At 43.4% G+C, this 24561-nt stretch carries 1 protein-coding gene; it reads right to left on the bottom strand.

The genetic code is table 11. The features are described 5' to 3' along the window. Positions 1-2: 2 nt before the first annotated feature. A complete protein-coding gene (locus FAX86_RS16175; RefSeq protein WP_144394508.1) occupies positions 3-24212 on the bottom strand; it encodes a putative Ig domain-containing protein in 24210 nt (8069 codons plus the stop codon). Positions 24213-24561 lie beyond the last annotated feature (349 nt).

Below are 24561 nucleotides of genomic sequence, written 5' to 3'. Positions count from 1 at the left end.
CTTTATTGTACAAATTCTACATTTACATTCTGAGGAAGTGGACGATCAATACCATCGCCAGTCCTTAGTATTGTTTGAAGCCAATCAAGTTGAGCTTGATTAGTTTCTGTATGTTTCAAATTGAAAAACAAAACTCCACCATCTGGCTGAAGTTGCTTATGTGCAGCTTTGTCTGCATGATTAAACACAGCATTTTCCTTTAAAGGTACTCCTACCGGAGTTTTTACCTCTCCCGCTATTCCATCAGCTAATTCATGAGATAACGGTCTTTCTCCTCCAAAGAAAAATTCATGATACCTGCCCTGCTCTTTTCTTAAAGGTAACTGGTCATTTATAACATGAACATTTTGTCCTCGAGCTCTAAGCTCTTTGATTATTTCGAGTTCACCGATTTTTGACGTATTTCCTGCTTTTGCTCCTTTCACGATAGATCTCAATGCACCAGGATCTCCACTAACAAATCCTCTAGTTACTTGTGTAGCAGGAGCTCTCATTAATGCTAATGGTAATAATGCTATATCTCCTATTCCTGCAACAAGAAATGCTGTATTTATGGCGCTATCGACAGCTCGATTGACTCCTACTTCGTCGCTTAGGTCTAGCTGCATTGGTAGCGCTGCATCATTGTGAAGTACACTCGCATCATACCGACTTACCGCTAAATCAATGGTACTTGCGGTTGCATTTTTATGATAGTTGCGAATATCAAATAATGACTGTCTGTTGGAATCATTTGACTTCAAGTGATCATAATATAGCTCCGACTCGCCACGAGCTCTAGCTACATTTATAGTAGATGCGCCGCTGTTAATTTGATCGATCAAGTCTGCAGCAGTTTCAGGACTAAAATATCCACCGGTAACTTTTAGAATATCATCTAGTTTCTGGAAGTTACTGACATCCTTATTAAATTTGACTAAGAGAGTACCACTTTCCTCTCCAGATAATGCTCTCGCATCTCTTAGCTCTCCTCGTAGATTCTCTAGTGCTTCAAATTCCTTATAACTCTTTCTACCACCATACGAACCTTGTAAGTAATCATAAGCATCTTGATCAATAATACGGAGATATTCAGGAATCTCACTAGAAGATCTTTCTGATCCAGCCAAAGAACGAACTCGATGATGTATGTCCTCCATCGAAAGTTCATTACTTAATATTCCCGCACCAACCTGTTGATTAATAGGATCCGTACTTACAGTATCCTCAGCTGGTACTGGTACCGGCACCGCCTCAACTTCCTTTGATTCTTCGACTGAAGTGTTGCCTTCTACGGTTCCTTCTGTGTTTGCTTGAGAGACTTCAGAGGTATCAGCGACATCTGTGGCTGAAGAACTCTCAAACGACACATCAAATAAATTTTGATCGAATGACAAGCCAAACGATTTATCCCAATTGTCATTGAAATTGTCTTCCCACATTAAATCAACAGCAGCACCTTTAAAGCGTTCAGATTTATAGGCGGTATCTATAGCTGTCTGACGTGCAGTCGCAGGGTCAGCACCTTTAACTTCAGCTTGCCAATAAGCATCTATGGCTGAAGAACCGAGCTTACGAATTTCAGCAGGGACGGCTTGCGCTTTTAAATAGCCCGCTGCCGAATTACCAAAAGCATTACCAAAGGCATCAGCCACCACACTCGCGGTATCCCATTTGCCCTCTTTGTAAATACCTTTCCGAATGGTGTGGGTAATTCCACTTCGTACAATACTCATTCCGGCTTCCGCAAATGGCGCCCACCATGTGTCGCTTACCTGGCTCGATATATCAGTTTCAGCATTTAGACCGGCGCCAATCATCGCCATAGCAACATTGGACCACTGGAACGAGGCGGGTTGACCTAATAGCTTATTAGCAGCAACACCGACTGGTACAGAGATACCAGCCGCTAGCATCTTGGCTGCGGTTTGCATCTCTTTAAAGGCTTTCATTCCCTGAAGACCTTCAGATATAGCGGCTCCAGCTCCGGCTGTAAGTCCTGCAACAGCGGCTTGCTTGAAATCTATGCCATCAACAATTCCCATGGCATTACCCGCGACTTGGCTAGCAACGCTACCGACAAATCCGGCAACAGCGTATCCACCGAAAGTACCTAGTGCATTAGCTGCAATTGGGCCTAGGTAAGCGGTAACCACAACGACGATGACGATCATTATGATTTGGCCGATAATTCCACAGCCATCATCTTTCGGTGGTGGAATAAGTGGAACAGCTGGCTGTAATGAACCCTCTATTTCACCTGCATTGTAGGGTTTAAAGGCATCGGCATCATTTGCTGAACTATTAACAGATGGCAGTACAAGCGTTTGTCCACTTTGCAAGACTGCTGCGTCATCGGATAAACCATTGGCATCGGCGATGACGTACCACATAGTGGAACTGCCATACACCATTTGCGCAATCGAGCGTAACGTATCGCCGTCACGGACTGAATAACTGCTTTTACTTGAAGCCGCTTGAGGGCTAACTAATTTATAAGCCGCTTGTTCGTCGAAATGAATACCGCCATCACCATCGATAGAACCGAGCTGTTTACCATTAGCATAAAAGTAATGGCGTACATTGCTCTCGTCTTCATCAGTAACGAGTTCGCCATCTTCCAATTCACCCCACATCTTATAGACGATCTGACCCTCGCCGTTGTAACGGAAATAGCGATATTGATCGTCAGTTAATTTTGTCGCATGAGTTTCTCGAATGGATTTCTTATTACCGTTCTTATCAAACGTAATAAAAGTATTGCCATCTTTGTGATCGGTTGTGTCACCTTTACCCTTTACATGACGAACTTTATAACTATCAAAACTTGAGTATTGATAAGTGTAAGTTAAAACATATTGCGACTTATGTTCTTCGTCTCCTTCTCCTTTTCGGAGCTTTTCATATTGATAACTTGAAAGATTACCTGCTTTATCATAGGAACCAGCGTTGTACAGAACCTGTGATAAATCATAATAATGTGCATCATCAACTTTCGTTTTAGCCTCACTGTTATCAACACTGTCGCTGTTGTTATTTCGATCAAAGACATCGCCCCAATAATTTTTATCGAAGCCTTTGTTGACAACTTTTTTCACACGGCCATCGAGATCGTAGGCTGTAACCTGCTCTTCTTTTTTAATTCCATAAGCGTCGGCATATAATGTGGTTCGTCCACCATAAGCTCTTACGCCGATAACTTTTGAAGACTCGTCCGTATAGTATGTTGCTTGATTAACCACTCGTCCGGCAACGTCATACGTACGACTTTGACTTAACTGCCATTTAGAATCATCACTGTAATAATTATTGCGAATGTTTTCATTCAGCCAATCGGTGTCGCTAAATTCACGCTTGTAATTACTGCCGGTAATTTCCTTATACTCTTGATAAACACCCAGCAATTCACCGCGTGAGTTGTACTCGTATTTTTCAGCTCGGAATGCATCGTCTGCGCCAAACACTCGCATCACTTGATTACCCAAAGCATCGTACTTCAGTAAACTACCTTGGTTTTTCGTAATTTTAACCTCATGGTTACCGTTGTTATAACTTCGGATACCTTCGGCCAGTGTGACACGATTTTCTTTATCGTATTGATACCAATAATTTTTAACTTGTCCCACCGTTTGTGGAATGATGTCGTTCCATCGATCTTCATATTCTTCATATCGATTTCGCGCCCAGATATTATCGTTAGGCTCGATACCAATCGTGTCTGTTTCAGTAAATTCAACTGCATACCGTGGAGTGTCAGTGGTTGCTGCAGCTGTCGATGCGTAGGTCATCGGATCGCTGCTACTGGTCAAACTTTTCGCCATAGGTTGAATTGAAACAGCGCTCTTCGCGAGTGACGTATCGGTAGATTCTGTTGGTAATCGTGACGAAAATTCATCTAATGTGCTGTAGAAACCGCGCATGTCATTTCTATTCGCAGTAGTTTCTAATTTTTTCGACAGTGATACCAAATCTCCTGTGTCCGAAGCATTCACTTTTGTTCGATTCGTGTCGAAAGATTTACGCACTGAACTCAAATTCATTCTTGTAAATCGCGTATCGATTCGTCTCAAACTTTTGTTCACTTGATCCAAGCGTTTAACATCTCGAGTTGTTTGTAAAGTTTCATCTTTTGATGACACCGATGAAGCCGACAACGTCATTGGTTGGAACGAAGTAGCACTGCGTAACATTTCAGGCGAAGCTGACGTTCGCTGCAATGTCGAAGTCTTTGCGATGTTGAATGGTATTTGTGGACCACCTGGTTCGAATGGACCTGTTGGATCTTCAAAGTTACGAATGATTCGCAGTTGAACGACATCGGACGCACTGCCTCCTTTGCCATCACTCGCCGTAATTCGAATATACCAAGTACCAGTGATGTATGGCGTTCCTGAGAACACTCGCGTTGAAGCATTAAAGCTCAACCAAGATGGTAAGGCTGCACCATTCGATTGTTTCGCTGAATAGGTTAAAGAGTCCCCATTTGGATCCGTAAAAGCATTGTCGGGTATCCGATATAAGAAATTATTACGCTGCATGCCGAACATATCGAGCAATTCGCGATTTAAAACAGGCGGTTGATTCACCGGTTGATTCACTGTTAATCGGAATGTATCGGTTACTGAGCCGCCTCGGCCATCGGAAGCCGTCACTGAAATATAGTAAGTTCCCGTTGTCGGCGGAGTACCAGAAAAAGTTCTAGTAAGGCTATTAAAAGAAAGCCAACTCGGTAACGCATTTCCATTACTTTGTCGCGCGGAGTAAGTTAAACGATCTCCATTGGCGTCAGTAAAAGTATTGGATGGAAAGCTATAATTAAATGACTGTCCACGATAACCGACACGATCGGGTATTGCTGCGTTTACTCGAGGTGCAGAATTCGGTGCAGCACCAATAGACAATGTAAAGTCTTCGTAAGCTGCAGCATTTGATGGATCTCTAGCGACAACTCTTAATTCAATACTGGAAGGCGCACTACTGGGCGGCGTTCCGGTAAATCTACGAGTTGACGCATTAAAACTTAACCAAGACGGTAATTCATTGCTCCAAAATCCATCTACCCAAACACGCTCTCCAAAATCACCAAGATCGATCCAACGACCAGGCGTTTTGTATTGTGCTGAATAGGTTAAGCTATCGCCATCGGGATCGGTAAAGGTATTACTCGAAACCGTGTAACTCCAATAAACCGTTTTCTGTGCACTTCGATTCGGTATCGCTGAACTGACAATTGGAGAACGATTTGCCCCCGGTGCAACAGATAACCTAAAGACATCAAAAATGGTACTGCCGCGACCATCATTCGCCGTCACGCGAATATCGTAATTACCTCGATTGCCATACGCGGGATTTACCGTAAATTGACGCGTGCTCGCATTAAAAGTAATCCAGCTTGGTAGCCGAGAGCCGTTCGATAGACTCGCGCTGTAAGTTAACGGATTGCCATCAGGATCACGGAATGCGGTGCTGGAGAAACTAAAGCTGCGACTCACATTTTCTTGAGCGGACTGATTGGGTAATGGACTGTTTACGTAAGGTGGACGATTCGGTCCTTGTGAAACACTTAACCGGAAAACATCGGCAACCGTACCACCATTGCCATCATTCGCAGTAACGCGAATGTCGTAACTGCCTTGATTACCATAACCCGGCGCAAACGAGAACGTACGTGTCGATGCATTAAAGCTGATCCAACTGGGTAACGCACTTCCATTATTCAAGCGTGCCGAATAGCTGAGTGAGTGACCATCGCTGTCGGTAAATGCACTCGATGGGAAGGTATAAGTGCTACTTTGTGTTTCTTGAACACTTTGATCGGCTAACGCACGACTCACTACCGGCGCTACATTTTGATATGGACGTAGACTTAAATTAAAGGCTCTGAATATTGACGAATAACCATCGGAGACCAGTAACTGAATGGTCATCGTGGTGTTCTGTACATTCGTTGGTGGAGTACCACTCAACACGCCGCCCGCACTTAAGTTTAACCAACTCGGTAAGTCACGAAGGAAGGTAACGGTTTCGCCGGTCGCCGATGGGAAACTCGGTTCCATCGGTTCACCAAATCGTGGATCTTCTTCAAAGTCATCACCAGGAATTTCTACGGTCACCACTTCTTTAGCTGTGAAACTTAAAGCGTGTCCATCTGGATCACTAAACGCAGAACCCAAGTTAAAGGCGAACGAACGCTGTACTTGTGTAGATCGCGTCGATGGCCAGCTGCCCGTTAATTCTGGCGGACGATTAACGTGAAGCACAAAGCTTTTTGTTACGTAGGCGCCATCGGGATCTGTGGCGCGAAGTGTGATCGTCGATGATCCTACTTGGCTTGCCGACGGTGTACCGCTAAAGCGCAATTGGCTCGCAGTAAAACTTAACCACGAAGGTTTACCCGTGACCGAATACGTTAATGCGTCACCATTGGCATCAGTAAATGTGTTTTGCGGCAAATCCAAATTAAACGCTTGCCCTACTCGTGCTGTATAACTGGACGCCGGAGGATTATTGACAACCGGCGCATCATTGTTGGCAAATACACGTAACGTAAAATCATCAGACGCTGAGTATCGTTGCGATGTTGATGTTTCACGTGCGATGACTCGAATGGTATAAGTTTCGTCACGAGTGATGCCTGTGCGCGTGCCACTGAAAGTTCGTGTCGACGCATTAAATGACAACCAACTAGGCAACGATTGTTGTTGTCCGTTGACAATTCGATAAGCCGAATACGATAACGCATCGCCATCGGGATCGGTAAACAAGCTGGAGGCTAACGTGTAGTTAAGCGTCTGCCCTTCATTAATCGATTGTGTTGGTATGTTGCCAGCAACCGGATTTCTATTAGGACCTTTTGCGACCGTTAAACGGAACACATCAGCTACAGATCCTCCGCGACCATCGCTAGCCGTCACTCGAATATCGTAACTACCCTGATGACCATACGCTGGATTCACCGTAAATTGTCGCGTGCTCGCATTAAAATTGATCCAACTTGGTAATGATGACCCATTGGATAAGCGAGCACTGTAGGTTAACGGATTACCATCGGGATCGCGGAAAGCCGTGCTGGAGAAACTAAAGCTTCGACTGATACTTTCTTGTGCCGATTGATTGGGTAATGCGCTGTTAACGTATGGTGCACGATTTGGACCTTGCGAAACGCTTAGTCGGAAAACATCCGCTACGGTACCGCCATTGCCATCATTCGCAGTAACGCGAATGTCATAACTGCCTTGATTACCGTAGCCCGGTGCAAAGGAGAATGTTCGGGTCGATGCATTAAAGCTGATCCAACTGGGTAACGCACTACCGTTATTCAAGCGTGCCGAATAACTGAGTGAGTGACCATCGCTGTCGGTAAATGCGTTCGATGGGAAGGTATAAGTACCAGTTCGAGTTTCCTGCACACTTTGATCGGCAAGCGATCGACTTACGACCGGACCCACATTTACGTAAGGTGTTAAATTCAAATCGAACGATCTTGCAATGGTTGAATAACCATCGGTTACTTGTAAGCGAACAGTTATCGTTGTGTTTTGAACATTCGTTGGCGGCGTACCGCTGAGTACACCTCCGGCACTCAAGTTTAACCAACTGGGTAAATCACGATAGAAAGTAACGGTTTCTCCCGGCCCTGATGGAAACTGCGGTTCCATTGGTTCGCCATACTCTCTTTCGTTGTCTAAGTCATCAACAGGTATTTCGACAGTGACTTCCTCTTGCGCAGAGAAACTTAAAGTATGACCGTCCGGATCACTAAAAGCAGAGCCCAGGTTAAATGCGAACGAACGCTGCACTTGTGTAGCGCGTGTTGAAGGCCAGCTGCCCGTTAATTCTGGCGGACGATTAACGTGAAGCACAAAGCTTTTTGTTACGTAAGCACCATCGGGATCGGTCGCACGCAAGGTAATGGTCGATGAACCGACATGGCTTGCGGATGGCGTGCCCGTAAATCGCAATTGGTTCGCAGTAAAACTTAACCATGAGGGTTTACCCGTGACCGAATACGTTAACGCATCGCCATTGACATCGGTGAACGTATCTTGTGGTAAATCCAAATTAAACGCTTGCCCTACTCGCGCCGTATAACTGGACGCAGGAGAATTATTGACGACTGGCGCATCATTGTTGGCAAACACTCTTAACGTAAAATCATCAGACGCCGAGTAACGTTGTGATGTCGACGTTTCTTGAGCAACCACTCGGATCACATAATTTTCGTCCCGGGTTATACCGGTACGTGTACCACTGAAAGTTCGTGTTGACGAATTAAACGACAGCCAACTGGGTAAGTCTTGTTGTTGACCGTTGACAATTCGATAAGCGGTATAACTTAACGCATCACCATCAGGATCGGTAAACAAGCTGGAGGCTAACGTGTAGTTAAGCGCTTGTCCTTCATTAATCGATTGTGTTGGTATATTGCCAGCAACAGGATTTCTATTAGGACCTTTTGCTACAGTTAAGCGGAATACATCTGATACAGAGCCACCGCGACCATCACTGGCCGTCACGCGAATGTCGTAATTACCTTGGTGACCGTAGGCTGGATTCACTGTAAATTGCCGTGTGCTCGCATTAAAACCAATCCAGCTTGGTAACGATGATCCATTGGATAATCTCGCACTGTAAGTTAGTGAATGACCATCGGGATCGCGGAAAGCTGTGCTGGAAAAATTGAAACTGCGCAACACACTTTCTTGTGCCGTTTGATTGGGTAATGCACTGTTTATGTAAGGCGCACGATTCGGTCCTTCAGTCACATTTAAACGGAAAACATCGTCAACCGTTCCACCATTGCCGTCATTCGCGGTGACACGAATGTCGTAGCTGCCTTGATTACCATAACCTGGTGCAAACGAGAACGTACGTGTCGATGCATTAAACGTCATCCAACTGGGCAATGCATTGCCGTTAGTTAGTCGAGCTGAGTAACTGAGTGAATGTCCATCGCTGTCGGTGAATGCATTCGATGGGAAGGTATAAGTGCCACTTCGAGTTTCTTGCACACCTTGATCAGCAAGTGGACGGCTAACCACAGGACCCACATTAACGTAAGGCGTTAAATTTAAATCGAATGAACGAGCAATGGTTGAGTAACCATCCGTTACTTGTAAACGAACCGTTATCGTTGTGTTTTGAACATTCGTTGGCGGCGTTCCACTGAGTACGCCTCCAGCACTTAAATTTAACCAACTCGGTAAATCACGATAGAAAGTAAAGGTCTCGCCTGGACCTGATGGAAACTGCGGTTCCATTGGTTCGCCATAATCTCTTTCGTTGTCTAGATCATCGACGGGTATTTCGACAGTGACTTCCTCTTGAGCAGAGAAACTTAAACTGTGACCGTCCGGATCACTGAATGCTGCGCCCAAATTAAAGGCAAAGGATCTTTGAACTTGGGTAGAGCGAGTCGATGGCCAATTACCTGACTGTATTGGTGCACGATTCACATGAATATCAAAGCTGTGCGAAACTGAAGCACCGTCAGGATCGGTCGCCCGCAGAATTAACGTGTAGGTGCCAAGTTGGCCCGCGGATGGCGTACCAGTAAAACGCAATTGATCGGCATTAAAATTCAACCATGAAGGCTTGCCATCAACCGTGTATGAAAGTGAATCGCCATTCACATCGGTAAAGGTATCTTGCGGCAAATCCAGATCAAAGAATTGTCCGACTTGTGCTGTATAACTGGATGCAGGTGCAGTATTCACAACCGGCGCATCATTATCGGCAGTGACATTAATATAAAAATCTTCCGCGACCGAATAAGTTTCGTCGGTGCCAACTTCGGTGGCAACAACGCGTATTCGATAGCTTTGATCTTGCGTAATACCGGTCAATGAACCGCCCAATAAGATGCGATCACCATTTTCGGATTGCGTCATCCAGCCAGGAATAGCTCGCTGCTGTCCATTAACAATGTGGTACACGTTATAAGTCAGCGCATCACCATCGGCATCGTTAAAGAGACTTTTATTGATTTGATAATTCAGCGCATCGCCTTCACCGATCGTTCTATTCGATAAGTTGCCAGCCGTTGGTCGCTGATTAACATAGGGTGTTAGATTGAGATCAAACTCGCGTTGAACCATAGAGTAACCATCACTCACTTGAACGCGAATCGTAAGCGTCGAGTTTTGAGTACCCGTTGGAGGTGTTCCACTTAACACACCTGCTTCCGTCATCGTTAACCAACTTGGTAGGTCACGATAAAAAGTTACCGTTTCGCCGGGACCGGAAGGAAAACTTGGCTCTCGAACCGGTTCACCATAGCGCGGGTCGTCTTCAAAATCATCACCGGGAATTTCTATCTCGGCTTTTTCTTGCGCAGAAAACGTCAGTGCATGACCATCGGGATCAGAAAATAAATTGGCTACATTAAAGGAGTAGAAACGTTCCACTTCACGGGTTTGTGACGTCGGCCAAGATCCTGTGACGATTGGTAAGCGATTAACGTTGATGTTAATGGTTTGTGTAACGAAGGCGCCTTCTGGATCCGTTGCACGTAATGTTACCGTATGGGCACCCACTTGAGACGAAGGAGCGTTTGCTGTGAGTCTCATATTGGCAGCATCAAAAGTGATCCAGCTGGGTTTATTATCGACAGTAATCGTTAACGCATCGCTATTTGGATCGGTAAATAAATCATCCGGTAAATTAATAACTCGTGTTTCATCGGCCAGTACCGTATAAGGCGCTGATGGAGCGTTACTTACGATAGGCGCATCATTATCAGCAATCACATTGATATAAAAGTCTTCAGAAACCGAATAAGTTTCGTCGGTGCCTACTTCAGTTGCGACAACGCGAAGTCGATAACTTTGATCCTGCGTGATCCCTGCTAAAGAACCTCCTAATAAAATGCGATCGCTATTTTCCGATTGAGTCATCCATCCCGGAATAGCGCGCTGCTGTCCATTAACGATGTGATAAACGCTGTAAGTTAACGTATCGCCATCGGCGTCATTAAATAGATTTTTATTAATTTGATAATTAAGTGTGTCACCTTCGCCTATCGTTCGGTTACCTAGGTTGCCTGCGGTTGGACGCTGATTAATATAAGGTGTTAGGTTTAGATCGTATTCTCGATAAATAGTCGAAAATCCATCGTTAACCGCAACACGAATCGTTAAACTTGTATTTTCAAGATTCGTCGGCGGTGTTCCGCTGATAACACCGGTTTCCGTTATATTTAACCAATCAGGCAGATCACGATAGAAAGTGACTGTTTCTCCAGGACCGGAAGGGAAATTTGTTTCACGAACCGGTTCACCAAATCGAGGGTCATCTTCAAAATCATCACCTGGAATGTCTATCGTCACTTGTTCTTGCGCAGAAAACGTCAGTGCATGACCATCGGGATCAGAAAATAAATTGGCTACATTAAAGGAGTAGAAACGTTCCACTTCACGGGTTTGTGACGTCGGCCAAGATCCTGTGACGATTGGTAAGCGATTAACGTTGATGTTGATGGTTTGTGTAACGAAAGCGCCTTCTGGATCTGTTGCGCGTAATGTTACCGTATGAGCACCCACTTGAGACGCAGGAGCGTTTGCTGTGAGTCTCATATTGGCAGCATCAAAAGTAATCCAGCTGGGTTTATTATCGACAGTAATGGTTAATGCATCGCTATTTGGATCGGTAAATAAATCATCCGGTAAATTAAGAATTCTTGTTTCATCGGCCAGTACCGTGTAGGGCGCAGTTGGAGGATTACTCACAATGGGAGCGTCGTTATCGGCAATCACTGTAATCGTAAAGTCTTTGGCAACCGAATAGGATTCGTCGGTCCCAACTTCTGTAGCAACAACACGCAGTCGATAATTTTGATCGTGCGTAATACCTGTTAAAGAACCTCCTAATAGAATGCGATCGCTGTTTTCCGATTGTGTCATCCAACTTGGAATTGGACGTTGTTGTCCGTTGACGATCTGATAGACGCTGTAAGTTAACGTATCGCCATCCGCGTCGTTAAAGAGACTTTTATTAATTTGATAATTCAGTGCATCGCCTTCATCGATGATTTTATTCGATAAATTGCCGGCCGTTGGTCGCTGATTCACATAAGGCGTAATTGAAAATTCAAACTCACGCCATGGCGATGTTCGATAACCATCGAATGCTCGAACACGTATATTAAACGTCTCGCCAGCGGCAGATGTTGGCGCACTTCCAGAGAATACGCCTGACTGTTGATCAAACTCCATCCAATCTGGAATATCCGTTATGAAAGAGCCACTTTCGTTGTTTGGAAAATTTAACGGTTGGTTTAATGGAGTAAAGCGATCATCAAATGGCTCGATTTCACCATCGTCATCAATAGGTATATCAAATTCAACGCGTTGTTTAGCTTCATAAACAAGCGTGTCTCCATTGGGATCGCTAAACGGAGTTCGGATATTAAAGTGAAACTCTCGTGTGGCCTCATAAGAGCGATCATTGAGTGTCCCTTGCGCTAAAGGCGTATTATTAACGCTTATAAAAAACTCATCCGTTGCCGATAAACCGGACGGATCTTTTACAGTGACCTTAACGTTATACAGTCCCTCTTCTGCTAAGGTAGGTGTTCCGTAAATACGTTTCGTTTCAGCATTAAATTGAAGGTTTAGTGGTAACCCTGAAATCTCATATTCTAAATCGTCACCATTAACATCTTTAAATGCATCCTCGGGAATATAAAACTCAAAAAACTCACCAATTTCAGCATGAATATTTGACTGATCGGTAATTCCCTCGTCTATCTCTGGCGCGTCATTTTGAGCAATAACATTAACAACAAATTCGTCACTAACGGAATAACTTTCACTAGTACTTGTTTCAGTGGCCGTAATTTTTATGCGAACACTTCTGTCTTGATTGTTTAATGCTTTTGCATTAACGATTTGCAATTCACCTGTAGAACTCAAAGTTATCCAATTGGGTAACTCAACCAACTGTCCTGAACTATTGAATGCTTGAGCAGAAAAAGTCAAAGCATCGTTTTCAACATCGCTGAACTGAGTTGCTAAATCAAAAGAATCTGACGTTCCTTCATACAAGGAAATATCTTGAATTGGATTAACACTCGGGCGTTTATTTTGATAAGGGTTTACATTAACGAAAAAATAACTATAGCCTCGACGACCAAAACGATCTTGAGCATTGAGTCGAATTTTAAATTGTCCTGGATTTTCCGTTGACCCCTGATCGGTAGGATTGCCGATACGACTCCCGAGACCTCCATAACTAGAGGTACCTTCAGGCATATCATCGATGTGTAACTCAAATCGATTGTTGTTAACTTCCAATCGCATCCAGTCGGGAATCGCTTTATAACCGATTTCACGCCATACGAAACCTCTAAGTTCGTCAAATTCTTCGTACTCTCTTTGTGGTTCTCTTGGATCATTTGGATCAGTCTGTTCTCTTACCCAACGACCGTAAGCCACTTCAGCTGAATACGTGAGCGAATAACCTTGACTAATATCTTCATCGTTAAAAATATTATTACCGATAATGTGAGGATTATTGCCCGTAGAAAAAAGACCATTCAATGGCTCATTAATTGTATAACTTTGGCTATTCGATTGTGCAATTGGAGCGGCATTAACGGGATCTTCCGCATTATAAGCAAATTTACTCGCAACTTGCATGGCACGACGATTACCAACTTCGTCGTATTTGTAGTCAACGCGCATCTTAACGACATTAGTCGTTCGCGAAGTGCCATCGATAGGACTTGTATAAGTAACGGTTTGCAAGCGATCAATGGTTTGAACCTGTTCGAATCGACCTAACGAGTCATACTTTGTTATCGTTTCTAAATCGAATCGCTTATTTTGCGCATCAAATCCTTCGGTACGTTCATAGTCACGCTGGCCATTTTTATTGTAACCATAGTAACTGTAATTTTTGGTATCTTTATCGATAATGGATTTTAGCGATCCATTATCATAATAGGTGTACTCAATACCATGAGCGTACACCTCATTATTATTTACATCAATGCGAGTAACGTCTTTCTCGCTGGTTCTGACTTTACGAATCATTTGTCCTTTGTCATTGTAGACATAGGTAAAGTCCGTACCGCCTAAATTGTTGTAAGTTACCGCTCGACCAAAGTAGTCATAAGTCCAACGATGCTCATTTAAGTTCGTATTGCCGGGATTGGCAGGAGTCGATGCATCTGTTCCCCACAATCCATTTCTTTCCCAATCTTTACGGCCTTTGGAATCGAAGTGTGAATAAACCGTTGTTCCCTCAATCATCGAGTCACCGTCGATATTATTAGTTACCTCGGCACTTTGTTTCTTGATAACATTACCGCGGACATCATAATCGGTATAAGTTGTTGCCCAAATGACATTGCCAAAAGCATCCAAACTGTGTGAAAACTGAGCTTTGGTTTGATTGCCTAGCGCATTGTAATCGTACTTTACCAGCTCCTGATTATAAGCTTCTTCCTGTCCATCAATTGTTTTAACGCGAATATCACCCATCTTAACGAGCTGATCGTTTTTATCGTATTCAAAGGTTTGAACATAACCAAGTGCATTTTCCTTGGCGATCATTCGACCCAACACATCGTAAGCGTAGTGAGTTTGCGCTTTCTCGGCATCCACTTCTGTAATGACTTGATTGTATGAATTGTATATTTTATAGCGAGTGTTCCAACCAAGTTGTGTGCGCTCGGAAGTCGCAATCAATCGTCCTTGTAAATCGTAAAAGTTTTCAGTCACTGCACGGAATAAACCGTCATCATCTAAGATCGCCGCGCCATCTTTATCGTAGGCTTTGGCAAGCGGCTTAAATTCCTTTGTTAACTGATTTTGGTGATTGTATTCATAACGATAGATATTATTTTCCGCATCCGTTCTCTGAATAACATTGCCCCAACGATCGTATTGGTAGCTAATTTCTGGCTTTACTTCGAAAGGATCCTGGCCTTCATCCAAATTAAACGTTTTAATATAACCGTGTAGAACTTCTTTTTGCTTACGACCTAAAATATCATACTCATAAGTTTTCTCGCCTTTATCGCTGGTCACCTCTTTGAGTGTCATTCCATTTAAATCGTAAAAATAATCGGTTGTTATGGTACCCGTATTATGTTCATTATCACCGGCAACAGATCTTTTAAGTCGTCCATTAGCATCGTATTCAAAGTGTTCTTCTAAACTAGCAACGTATGCTTCATATGATTCTTCTGAATCAGGATCGTACTTTCTGTCACCTTTTGCGATGACCTCTCCAAACGCATTGTAAGCAACTGCACTTATTTGGTTTTCTGTCGCAGAAAAATCCAACTGATTATCATAAGAGGTTCCAACTGAGCTTCGGTCACCGTTATTATCAAGGTGGATTTCGGTATGCAATTGTTGACCGTTACGATCGTACGCATAGGTTGTTTTTGACAGGTAGGTTTTAGTTTCCTGAGCATTTTTATAGAGTTTTTGTATTTCAATAACTCGACCAAGGTCGTCATGTAAATAACGTGTGGTATGGCCTTCGCCATCTGTCTCGCTCGTTTTATTGCCAAGAACGTCGTAACGATACAGAGTAGTAATATCCTGATTACTTTTAGTTACATTACCACTTTCACTAATGCCATAAAAATAACGGCGTTCTGATAACACATTGCCAAATACATCAGTATGAAACGATGTATAAGCACCCTTTTTTGACTCGCTCGCTTCCGAATCTCTTAATCCCAGATCGGGATCGATACCAGAATTTCTAACACCTTGATTGCCTTTAATGTCGACGACTTCAGTTCCAGTAAGGCGTTCAATCGCTTGTTCTGAACCAGCAATGGCATGTCCGAGAACGTTATATTCAGTTTTTAGGACACTATCGCCTTGTTTAACGGTCAGAATATTGCCTAACTCATCGTATCCCGTTTCCTTTATCAAAGCTTTAGATTGCGTAAACTTATTCGGGACTTCCAAATTAATATTGGCCGAGCTGTATTCTATTGTCTCGACAAACTCTTTGGTAACTTGACCCAGTGCATTATATTCAAATGACTTTATGCGGTCGGTACCTAAAGAAGCAGAAAAGTTATCTTGGCCAACACGGTTAAGCTCAACAATCGGTTTACCGTTGTTATCGACTTGAGGGTTTCCTTCACTATCAAAGTTAACGGTTTTCGCATATTCAATGGTACGTTCGACGTCACCAAACTCGTTAAATTGAGTTTCCGTATAGTGGCCTAAGGCGTTGACGATTCCAGTTTTCTGTCCAAGCTTATTGTAGAAATAATGAGTTTCACTCCACTCGTTATTACCGAGATAAATACCTTCTTTTATAAGGTCGCCAAAAGCATTATAAATATACTTTGTTTGCGGTGTTTGTAATGTCTCCTCTCCTGTCGCTGGATCAAAAACTAGCACCTCAGGCTGCGAAATATTAATCAAGCGGTTAAGCGAATCGTAAGACTTTCTGATCGTACGCTTATTATTGTCTACGTTGGTTTCAAAGTAAGCCACTAACTCTTCTTCTGAGTAGGCTTTACCCTCACGACTTTCAAAATCACTGAGACGTTTAGAGTAGCGTATAACATCACTTTGATTACCGAGTGCATTGTAAAGATACTCAGTGACAAACCCTTCGGAATCTACCGCAAAACGCTCTCGACTCATAGAATCATAAACACGGTAACTGTAATTGCCAGCAGCGTCTTTATTAACCACAGCATTGCCAAAAGCATCATAGGTTGTTTCTGTAAATAAACTCTTGTAAGTACCATTAGACTTGCGAATGGCAGGGTGTATGACGGATGTTTGACGACCCAATTCATCGTATTGATAAGTTGTCGTGCGCATTTCACTCGTGTCAGCATTATAAACGCCAAGATCTTGTATAAACTCAGCGTCAACATAGCCTTCAGACTTTGTTAGTACGTTTCCGAATGCATCAAAAGTCATGCGTTTTATAAGCCGAGTGTTTGCTTCTTGCGAATATCCCATAGAGGAAGTCACATAAAATCTGTCCTCGGGTGACAATTCTTCAATTAAATTGCCAAGTCTGTCATAGGCATATTCCCAGGTGTGACCTTTTTTATTTGTGTGGGTTAAAACATTATTGTTTGCGTCGTAGGTATAAAGATCGAAAAGTTGTTTATTTTCGGCATCATAAACCCTTTCGACATTACCTAGGTCATCATATACAGTTCGGCTGTGACGGTCATTCGCGGATAAACTTTGTAAGTTATAAATTTGCGCAAAGTTATCTTCAGTTAGGTCATTTAAGTTAAGTGAGCCTGTGTAAGCATTATCATAATCAATAGAGTCTGTGACGTTGCCTTTAGCATCGTATATGCTCTCGGATACGTACTTTTTGGCATCGACGGTATACCTAAGTTGCCCTTTCGAGTCATAGATAAAGTAGCTACTTCTTGCTCCTGTTGAGTCGAGGGCCGACTTAATAGACGATTCTGTTTTCGCGTTTGATGAAATATTCGAAATGGGTTGTTCGTAAACGGTTGTTTTAATAACTCGGCCTAATTTATCGAAAATATTTTCGGTAACATGACCTAAGTGATTTATTTTAAAACGCTCTCTTCCCGCACTATCAAAAACAGCATAGGCGCTTACTGAAAGTTTGACTCTCCCTCTCATAGAGTTCAGTTTTTCTTGTAGAGATTCTGCGGTTAGTGGCTTGTTCTCTGCTTTCAAGCTGTCGATTAGATTGAATCGAGCCAGATTTCGATATTTTTTAGTCTCGGTAACTTGTCCGCGATCATTGTAAATAGACTCAGTAATATTACCTTGTGAATTGACACTAAAGCGTTGTCTTCCAGAAGCATCATATAAAAATTGATTTTTATGGTAGTTGAAATCTTCCGTCTCAGGACTTTTTATAATTAATGAAACAGTTTTTGTCGTTGAGTTTCCAGCTGTATCAAACGCGGATATTGTTAGTGCGTAGTGTCCCTCGTGTGCTGTTGAAGGCTGCCCAGTGAGACGATGCGAAAAAGAATCAAACGCTATACTAGCCGGCAATCCAGATATCGCATAGCTAATAGGGCCAGAGGTTTCTGTTCCTCCCAGTAGTTGAGGAAGCTGATAACTGAATGAAGTACCACTGACAAAAGATAATGATTCCAGTTGTTCAAAACTACTAACGCTTCCTTGTTGGTTTGAACCAATAAACGCATCGATAAGCTCTTTGCTATTTATATAGTTGGGTATATTAATATCATATGAACGCGTTTCAATGACGTTTCCTGAGTTATCAAAGATAGATTGACTTAAATATCCACCCGCATCGATGGTATAAACTTTTCTACCAAGTTCATCATAGAAGTATTGAGTGCTAATAGTATCGGTATGATCACTAAACACAATATCTTCAAGCACTACTCCCTCGTTGAATATAGCAACCCCCGCACGATAATTCGCAAAGCTATTTACGTCTGTCGGAGAAGATGTGTAGAAGGTTGTGAATGTTTGCTGTCCAAGGTTTCTGTACTGGTAAATTACCAAATCACCTTCTATCAGAATTTGAAATTCAGTTGAGTCACTAAACTCTATATTCGATGTATGCACATTAGAACCGGATTCAAAAACACTCAGCGAGTCTCCGTTAATTTGAAGACCAAACTGAATGTCCTCGTATGAACCATCACTGTTGGTTGTCAAACCAGAAATAAAACGGTTGCTCTCAGTGCCATTAGGAGCTCTGAAACGCAAGCTTCCAGAACCATTCTCAATTGTGTTTTCAGATAACACAATATCTTGCCATCCTTCTCCACCAGATATTTTTTCAATGCGATTAGAGTTAGATTTGAAGCCACTATTCTCGTCCCATACTAAAGACTGGATAGCATTCTTATCCTGATAGTTATGAGTCGCTATCACTTTGCCGTTAACATCAAACACATTTTCAATAGCATACCCTTCGGCATTCACAATAAATTGTTTTTGGCCTCTTGAGTTATAAATGTATTGCGTCTGACTGTAATTTTTAGATGATTGAATTGAGAGGTTATCTATCTCAATCGGAGCATAAGAACGCACACCTGGATTAGATAGTATTTCGAAGTAAGTATCTCCCCATTCTTCATCATCGACACCAACTGTTAAACTTTGCTGTCCATCTCTCGGCTCACCCTTTTTATGGATGTATAAAGTTGAAAAATCAGATGACGTATCAAATTCAATGATATAGGTTGAATTTGCTTCTATGCGCCCCACCGTTTTGGTATCAAATTGATTTCCAAAAATGCTGACTAATTTAATTTGACCATATTCAATAAGTACACTTTGTCGGTGCATACCAGACTCAGTCGATTCTGGATTATTAAAAAGCCCGCCATAAAAATAGGTGTTTTGAGTATCATCACCGACGGTTATCTCGAAAGATGTTGTTAACTCGTGCGCGAACTGAAGAGGTTCTTTGCTTTTAAAAGATTCTGGTTCAGTCGTGGTTGTGTTGTGATGGAATACAAGTTTTCCATTTTCTACAGCGAATACATTATTCCCGTCGATAATGAAATCGTTCAGGTTGCTATCGTCAAAATTTTCCTGGATATTAATTCTTTCAGCCGTTTGTAATTGTGCCTCAATAGCTTCCCGTGTGATGTAATCCAACGTATTGACAGGACGGCGCTCTTGCATTTCATTGATAGGGTTGTCATAGAGACGTTCTTCAATAAGTTGACCGTTGTCATTATAAATCTTTTCGGTAACGAAACCTTTTTTATTAACTGTATAAATAACTCGGTTTAATTCATCGTAGACGAAGTAGCTTTTCTTATTATGAGCGTCTTTTTGACTGAGAAGATTCCCTTGCTCATCATAATGGTAGGATGTTGTTGAATGTATACCTTCTGGATCAACGGTTTTCAATTTAAGTTGACCTAGCGCATCGTACTCATATTGAGTCACTTTGGGATTATCACTGCTGGCGCCTTCCGTCACCGTGACTTGATTGCCTTGCGCATCATACGCATATTCAGTCACTAAATTTAAATGCGCGACTTCATTCGCGCCAATGGTTTCATAGGCTTGCTTTTGCGCTTCGGCATCGCCGGTTTTAAAGACCGACGCATCAATTTGCGACGGATCAACAATCACTCGTTTGACTTGACCCAGCGTATCGAATTCGGTTTTGGTATAAACGCCTTCAGCGTCTTTCGTCCAAACGGTCTGCCCTTTGCCGTCGTAATAGTTTTCAGAAATGATACGCAGATTGTCCGGATCAACAATCTGTTGGAATACGCGTCCCACTTTGTCGTAGGTGTATTCCGTTTTCCGCCCGTCGGCATCAATGCTGAATTTAAGCCGGCCTTTGTCGTATTGACTTTCCGTTTCGTGACCTAAGGCGTTAATGGTTTTTAACAGCTGACCATTATCGTCGTACTCGTATTGCGTGACTTCCCCTTCACCATTAATGACTTTAACCGTTTCACCAAATTCATTGGTGGTGGTGACCGTTTGCACGCCGCCCGGATAAGTCACCGTCATGGTGCGCGCGGCATCGTCATAAGAATAACGGGTCGTCGTGTTGTTCGCATCGGTTTTCGTCAATACCCGATCGAACGCATCGTAGGTGGTGGAGACGGAGTGATCCAAGGCATTGGTCACAACGATTTCACGGCCGAGTTTGTCGTAAGTGGTGGTGGTTTCATTCCCCAGTGCATCAATGAAAGTTTCAGCACGACCAAAGGCATCGTATTTGATTTCGGTAGAGCGATTAATGCCGCCCACATCGGCGGTGGTTTTGGTTTTTAATCCGCGCTTATCGTAGTCGAACGATTGCGTCAGAACGTGATTACCCGATTCAATATTACTGGTCTCATCAATGTCGCTGTGCTTGGTTTTTAATTCGCCCCAGGTGTTGTACACATTGCGCGTTTGCCAGTTATCCACTTGACCTTGGGAGTTAATAATTTGACGTAAGGTGTCTCGCAATAAACCGCGACGGTTGAAGGTAAATTCGGTAACCGTATCGAGCGTGTTATCAATACTTAAAACGCCTTGCTCTGCCAAGGCTTTCATTTCACTGTCGTGACCGCCCTGTAAATTGGTCGTATCGATGGTATTAACGTATTGACGTGATTTTTCAATATCACCGAAGGCGTTGTAGTCGTTTTGAGTCACACCGCCTTCAGCATTGACGGTATACGTCAATTGACCGCGGTCGTTGTAGAAGAACCAGGTTTTGTCGCCAAAAGCGTTTATCGTTTGCGTTAAGCGGCCGCCATTATCGTAAACCGTTTTGGTGCCTTCGGTGAGTAACGCATTGTCAATATCAGTAACGGTGGCCTCACCGCCCAATGCCGTTGAGACGTTCGAATCGAGTTTACCAATCACGCGTCCCGCTTCGTCGTAACGGTTGTACTGATAACGCACTTCACCGGTACCGGTTTTTTCGGCAAGCTCGACTTTAACCAGGTTACCCGCGGTGTCATACGTCATGCGCTTGACATTATTTTGTGGATCAATGGTTTCAATCACCTGGCCTAAGGCGTTGTACACCCATTCGCTGACCTGGTCTTGTTCACTGTCGGTGATGGACAGAGTTTGCCAAGTGGTATTGTCATCAACGGTTACTCGCTCAGCGTAAGCGATGGTTTTTATTTTCTGACCGTCTTTGTTGTACTGGTGCTCCGTTAAATAACCTTCACCGTTAACGGTACCCACCAATTGACCGGAATTGTTGTAGAAATTAAAGCGATGAATGTTTTGGTTACTGTCGTATTCCGCCGCCGATTCGATGCTCGACAGTAATTCATCCCAATTGCCTTCAGCTCGTAAGCTCTCGTCGGTCGCCTGGTGGTAACGGATTTGTTGAGTGAGTTGGCCGGCCGCATCGTACCGGTTTTGAATTAAATACCCTTCGGCATCGAGCGTGCCTAACTCTCGCCCGTTGTCATCGAAAAACATGCGATTAACACGCGACCCGTCGGCGCCACTTTGCTCAACTTTAATCAGTTGGCCAGCACCGTCGTAAGTTTGCGTGGTAGTCATCGCACCATCAAAGGTGCTGATTAAACGCCCCGCATTATCGTACGTATTAATCACTTTACGGTCGAGTTCGGCATCGGCCGCCGGTTTAAATCCCGTCTCGGCCGCTTCAAAGGCTTCGGTCGTGAGTGTTACGGTGAGCGTGTCGTTATCAAACCAGCTCGAGGTGTCGCTAACGGTATTCGCATAATGGATTTTTTCTTCCACCTGTGACCGATTGTTATAACGCCATTCGGTCACCGCGCCAAAGCGATCGACAGAATATTTTTTGCGGCCAACGGTGTCGTAGAAAAAATAGGTGCGGAAACCGTGCGCATCGGTTTCGGAGGTGATGCGACCGTTGGCGTCGTAAGAATAGGTGGTTTGTCCTAGTAAACGGTTTTCGTTACCGCGCTGAGTGACACTGAGTAAGCGACCGGCATTGTCGTACACGCTGCTGGTGATCATGCCCAAACCGTTATGACTCATCACGGTGGAGTTGGCGTCATCGTACTCGGTGGTAAACGCATTGCCTTTGGCATCGATGGTTTGCCGCACGCGGCCCAGACCGTCGTAGACGTAACTGGTTTCAAAATCGCCTTCTTGCGCGGTCGCCACACCGCGCGGTGTGATTTGTTTTAACAGCTGGCCATGACGATCATAAACAAATTGTGTCGTGGCGTAGTGTTTAACATCCGAGTCATCCCCACTACCGTCGGCTTTGACTTTATGCCAGGTGGTTGTGCGTTCCAGTTGACCAAACGCCGTGTATTCAAAGGTGGTTAATTGACTGTTCGATTTATTGGTCAGGTTGTCTGACCAAGTGGTTAACGCTTCAAGGTTACTCACATTATCTAACGAAAGCGCTCCGTTGAAAGTCGATTGAGTAAATACCCATTGCTGTTCGACCTGACCCAGAGTGGTGTAGCGTTTTTCACTTACACCGCCTTCGGTGTTGACGGTAAAACGTAAATGACCTTCATCGTCGTACACAAAATAGGTACTGACGCCATCGCTAGGAGCCTCACCTTGATTCATCGCATCCGGATCGGCCACCCGATAAACCGTCTCGCGAATGAGTTTATTATCTTCCGAAAAATCACGGCGGACGGTGTTCCCTTCTCCATCACGACTTAAAATTTGATTGCCGTTAGCATCATAATCAAAATCGGTTTGAATATTATCGGGATTAACGGTCCAGATTAAATTGCCATCGCCATCGTAACCGTAACGAGTGACTAAGGTTTGACCGTCAACCGCGGGACTTTCAACACGCGTTAAATAGCCTTGCGGATCGTAATACACTCGTGTGGCTTCACCGTCAGGATTAATAACTTCGGTATAACGACCGTTGTCATTGCTGTTGCGAGTCCAATTACCATCACCATCGGCATCGTTGTAATAATTGTAAGTGGTTGTATTGTTTTCACCGTCGGTTACGGTTTTCACAAAAAACTGACCGTCGCGTTCAACGTAAGTGAACGACACCTGTGAGCCATCACTCTGAGTGATACTTTTAATATTATTGTTATCGAAATAGGTGTAAGACGTTTCGTATGATTGAGTTTCGTTGTCAATACTTGACGTGATATCCACGGTGACGGTGTCTAATCGTCCGGCATCGTCATAATCGTAACTGACGCGACTTTTCACCTGACCGTCTTTTAAAGTTTCAATGGACTGTAATTCATCGCCGTCGTAATTTAATGTGGTAACTTGACCATCGGATTGTGTAATGGTGGTAATTAATGCATCGGTGTAACCATAAGTGGTGGTGTTGCCATCGGGATCACGCATGGCTTGGATGCGACCATCGGCACCGTAAACTTCTTCAACTTGTGAGCTGCCGTTCTGCCAAATCCATTGCTCGTTTTCATCGTCCCAACGAATGCTGTCGTGGGCACCGCTACCCGCCGTCGATTCATAGTGACCCTTATCTTCATTGTAGGTATAGACTGTTTGACTGCCGTCGCCGCCCAGACGAGTAATCGTGCCGCCCGCTTGATTGTTCACACCACTAAACGAAAGAGACTTTTCGAGGTTAAGACGCCAATTGTCTTTGTTATCGTCGTTGAACAAACCTTTGCTGTTGTAGGTGCGAACAACGCGAGTATCTAATCCCTGACCAACCAAGATTTCATCTTGTCGTTGCACCAGTAAATTTCCCGTCGCCGCATTGACATAAAGTTGTTCGCCATTTTGGCCCAGGCTTCCGTTGCCAAGAACACCATTTTGTCCAATGATGTTTAAAGAAGAATCAAAAAATCCCAGACCTTGAGCGGTGATTAAAGCAGTCATTAATTATCCTTTGTATAAATTTTACGCAGATTAAATTCCAAAAAGAAAATTTAATTAATCAATTCACAAATTACTTATTCTTAATAGTCCAACGAGATGCGCAAATTGTTTATACCGATAATGAGATATTGGTAATATGTCACAAATATTTCCTATTAACTGATTAATGATCATTCTTATCTGTATGATTGATAATCAAAAATTATTCGGTTGTATAGACACTAGATAAAATGTGTTTGTGGACAAGACGCGTGTTAATCGCGAGTTAGAACGCATAAAAATTCGGAGTAATCTTTATCGTAGGATTTTAAGGTGCTTGAATTTCCAGCAATGTCATTAGCAAGGAATA

Source organism: Pleionea sediminis (assembly GCF_007570825.1).
Taxonomy (GTDB): Bacteria; Pseudomonadota; Gammaproteobacteria; order Enterobacterales; family Kangiellaceae; genus Pleionea; species Pleionea sediminis.
This window is presented reverse-complemented; position numbering and strand designations above follow the sequence as displayed.

Bases quoted from the DNA above. Each gene is read 5' to 3' on its own strand.
- FAX86_RS16175 (WP_144394508.1), bottom strand. From the start codon at position 24,212: ATGACTGCTTTAATCACCGCTCAAGGTCTGGGATTTTTTGATTCTTCT.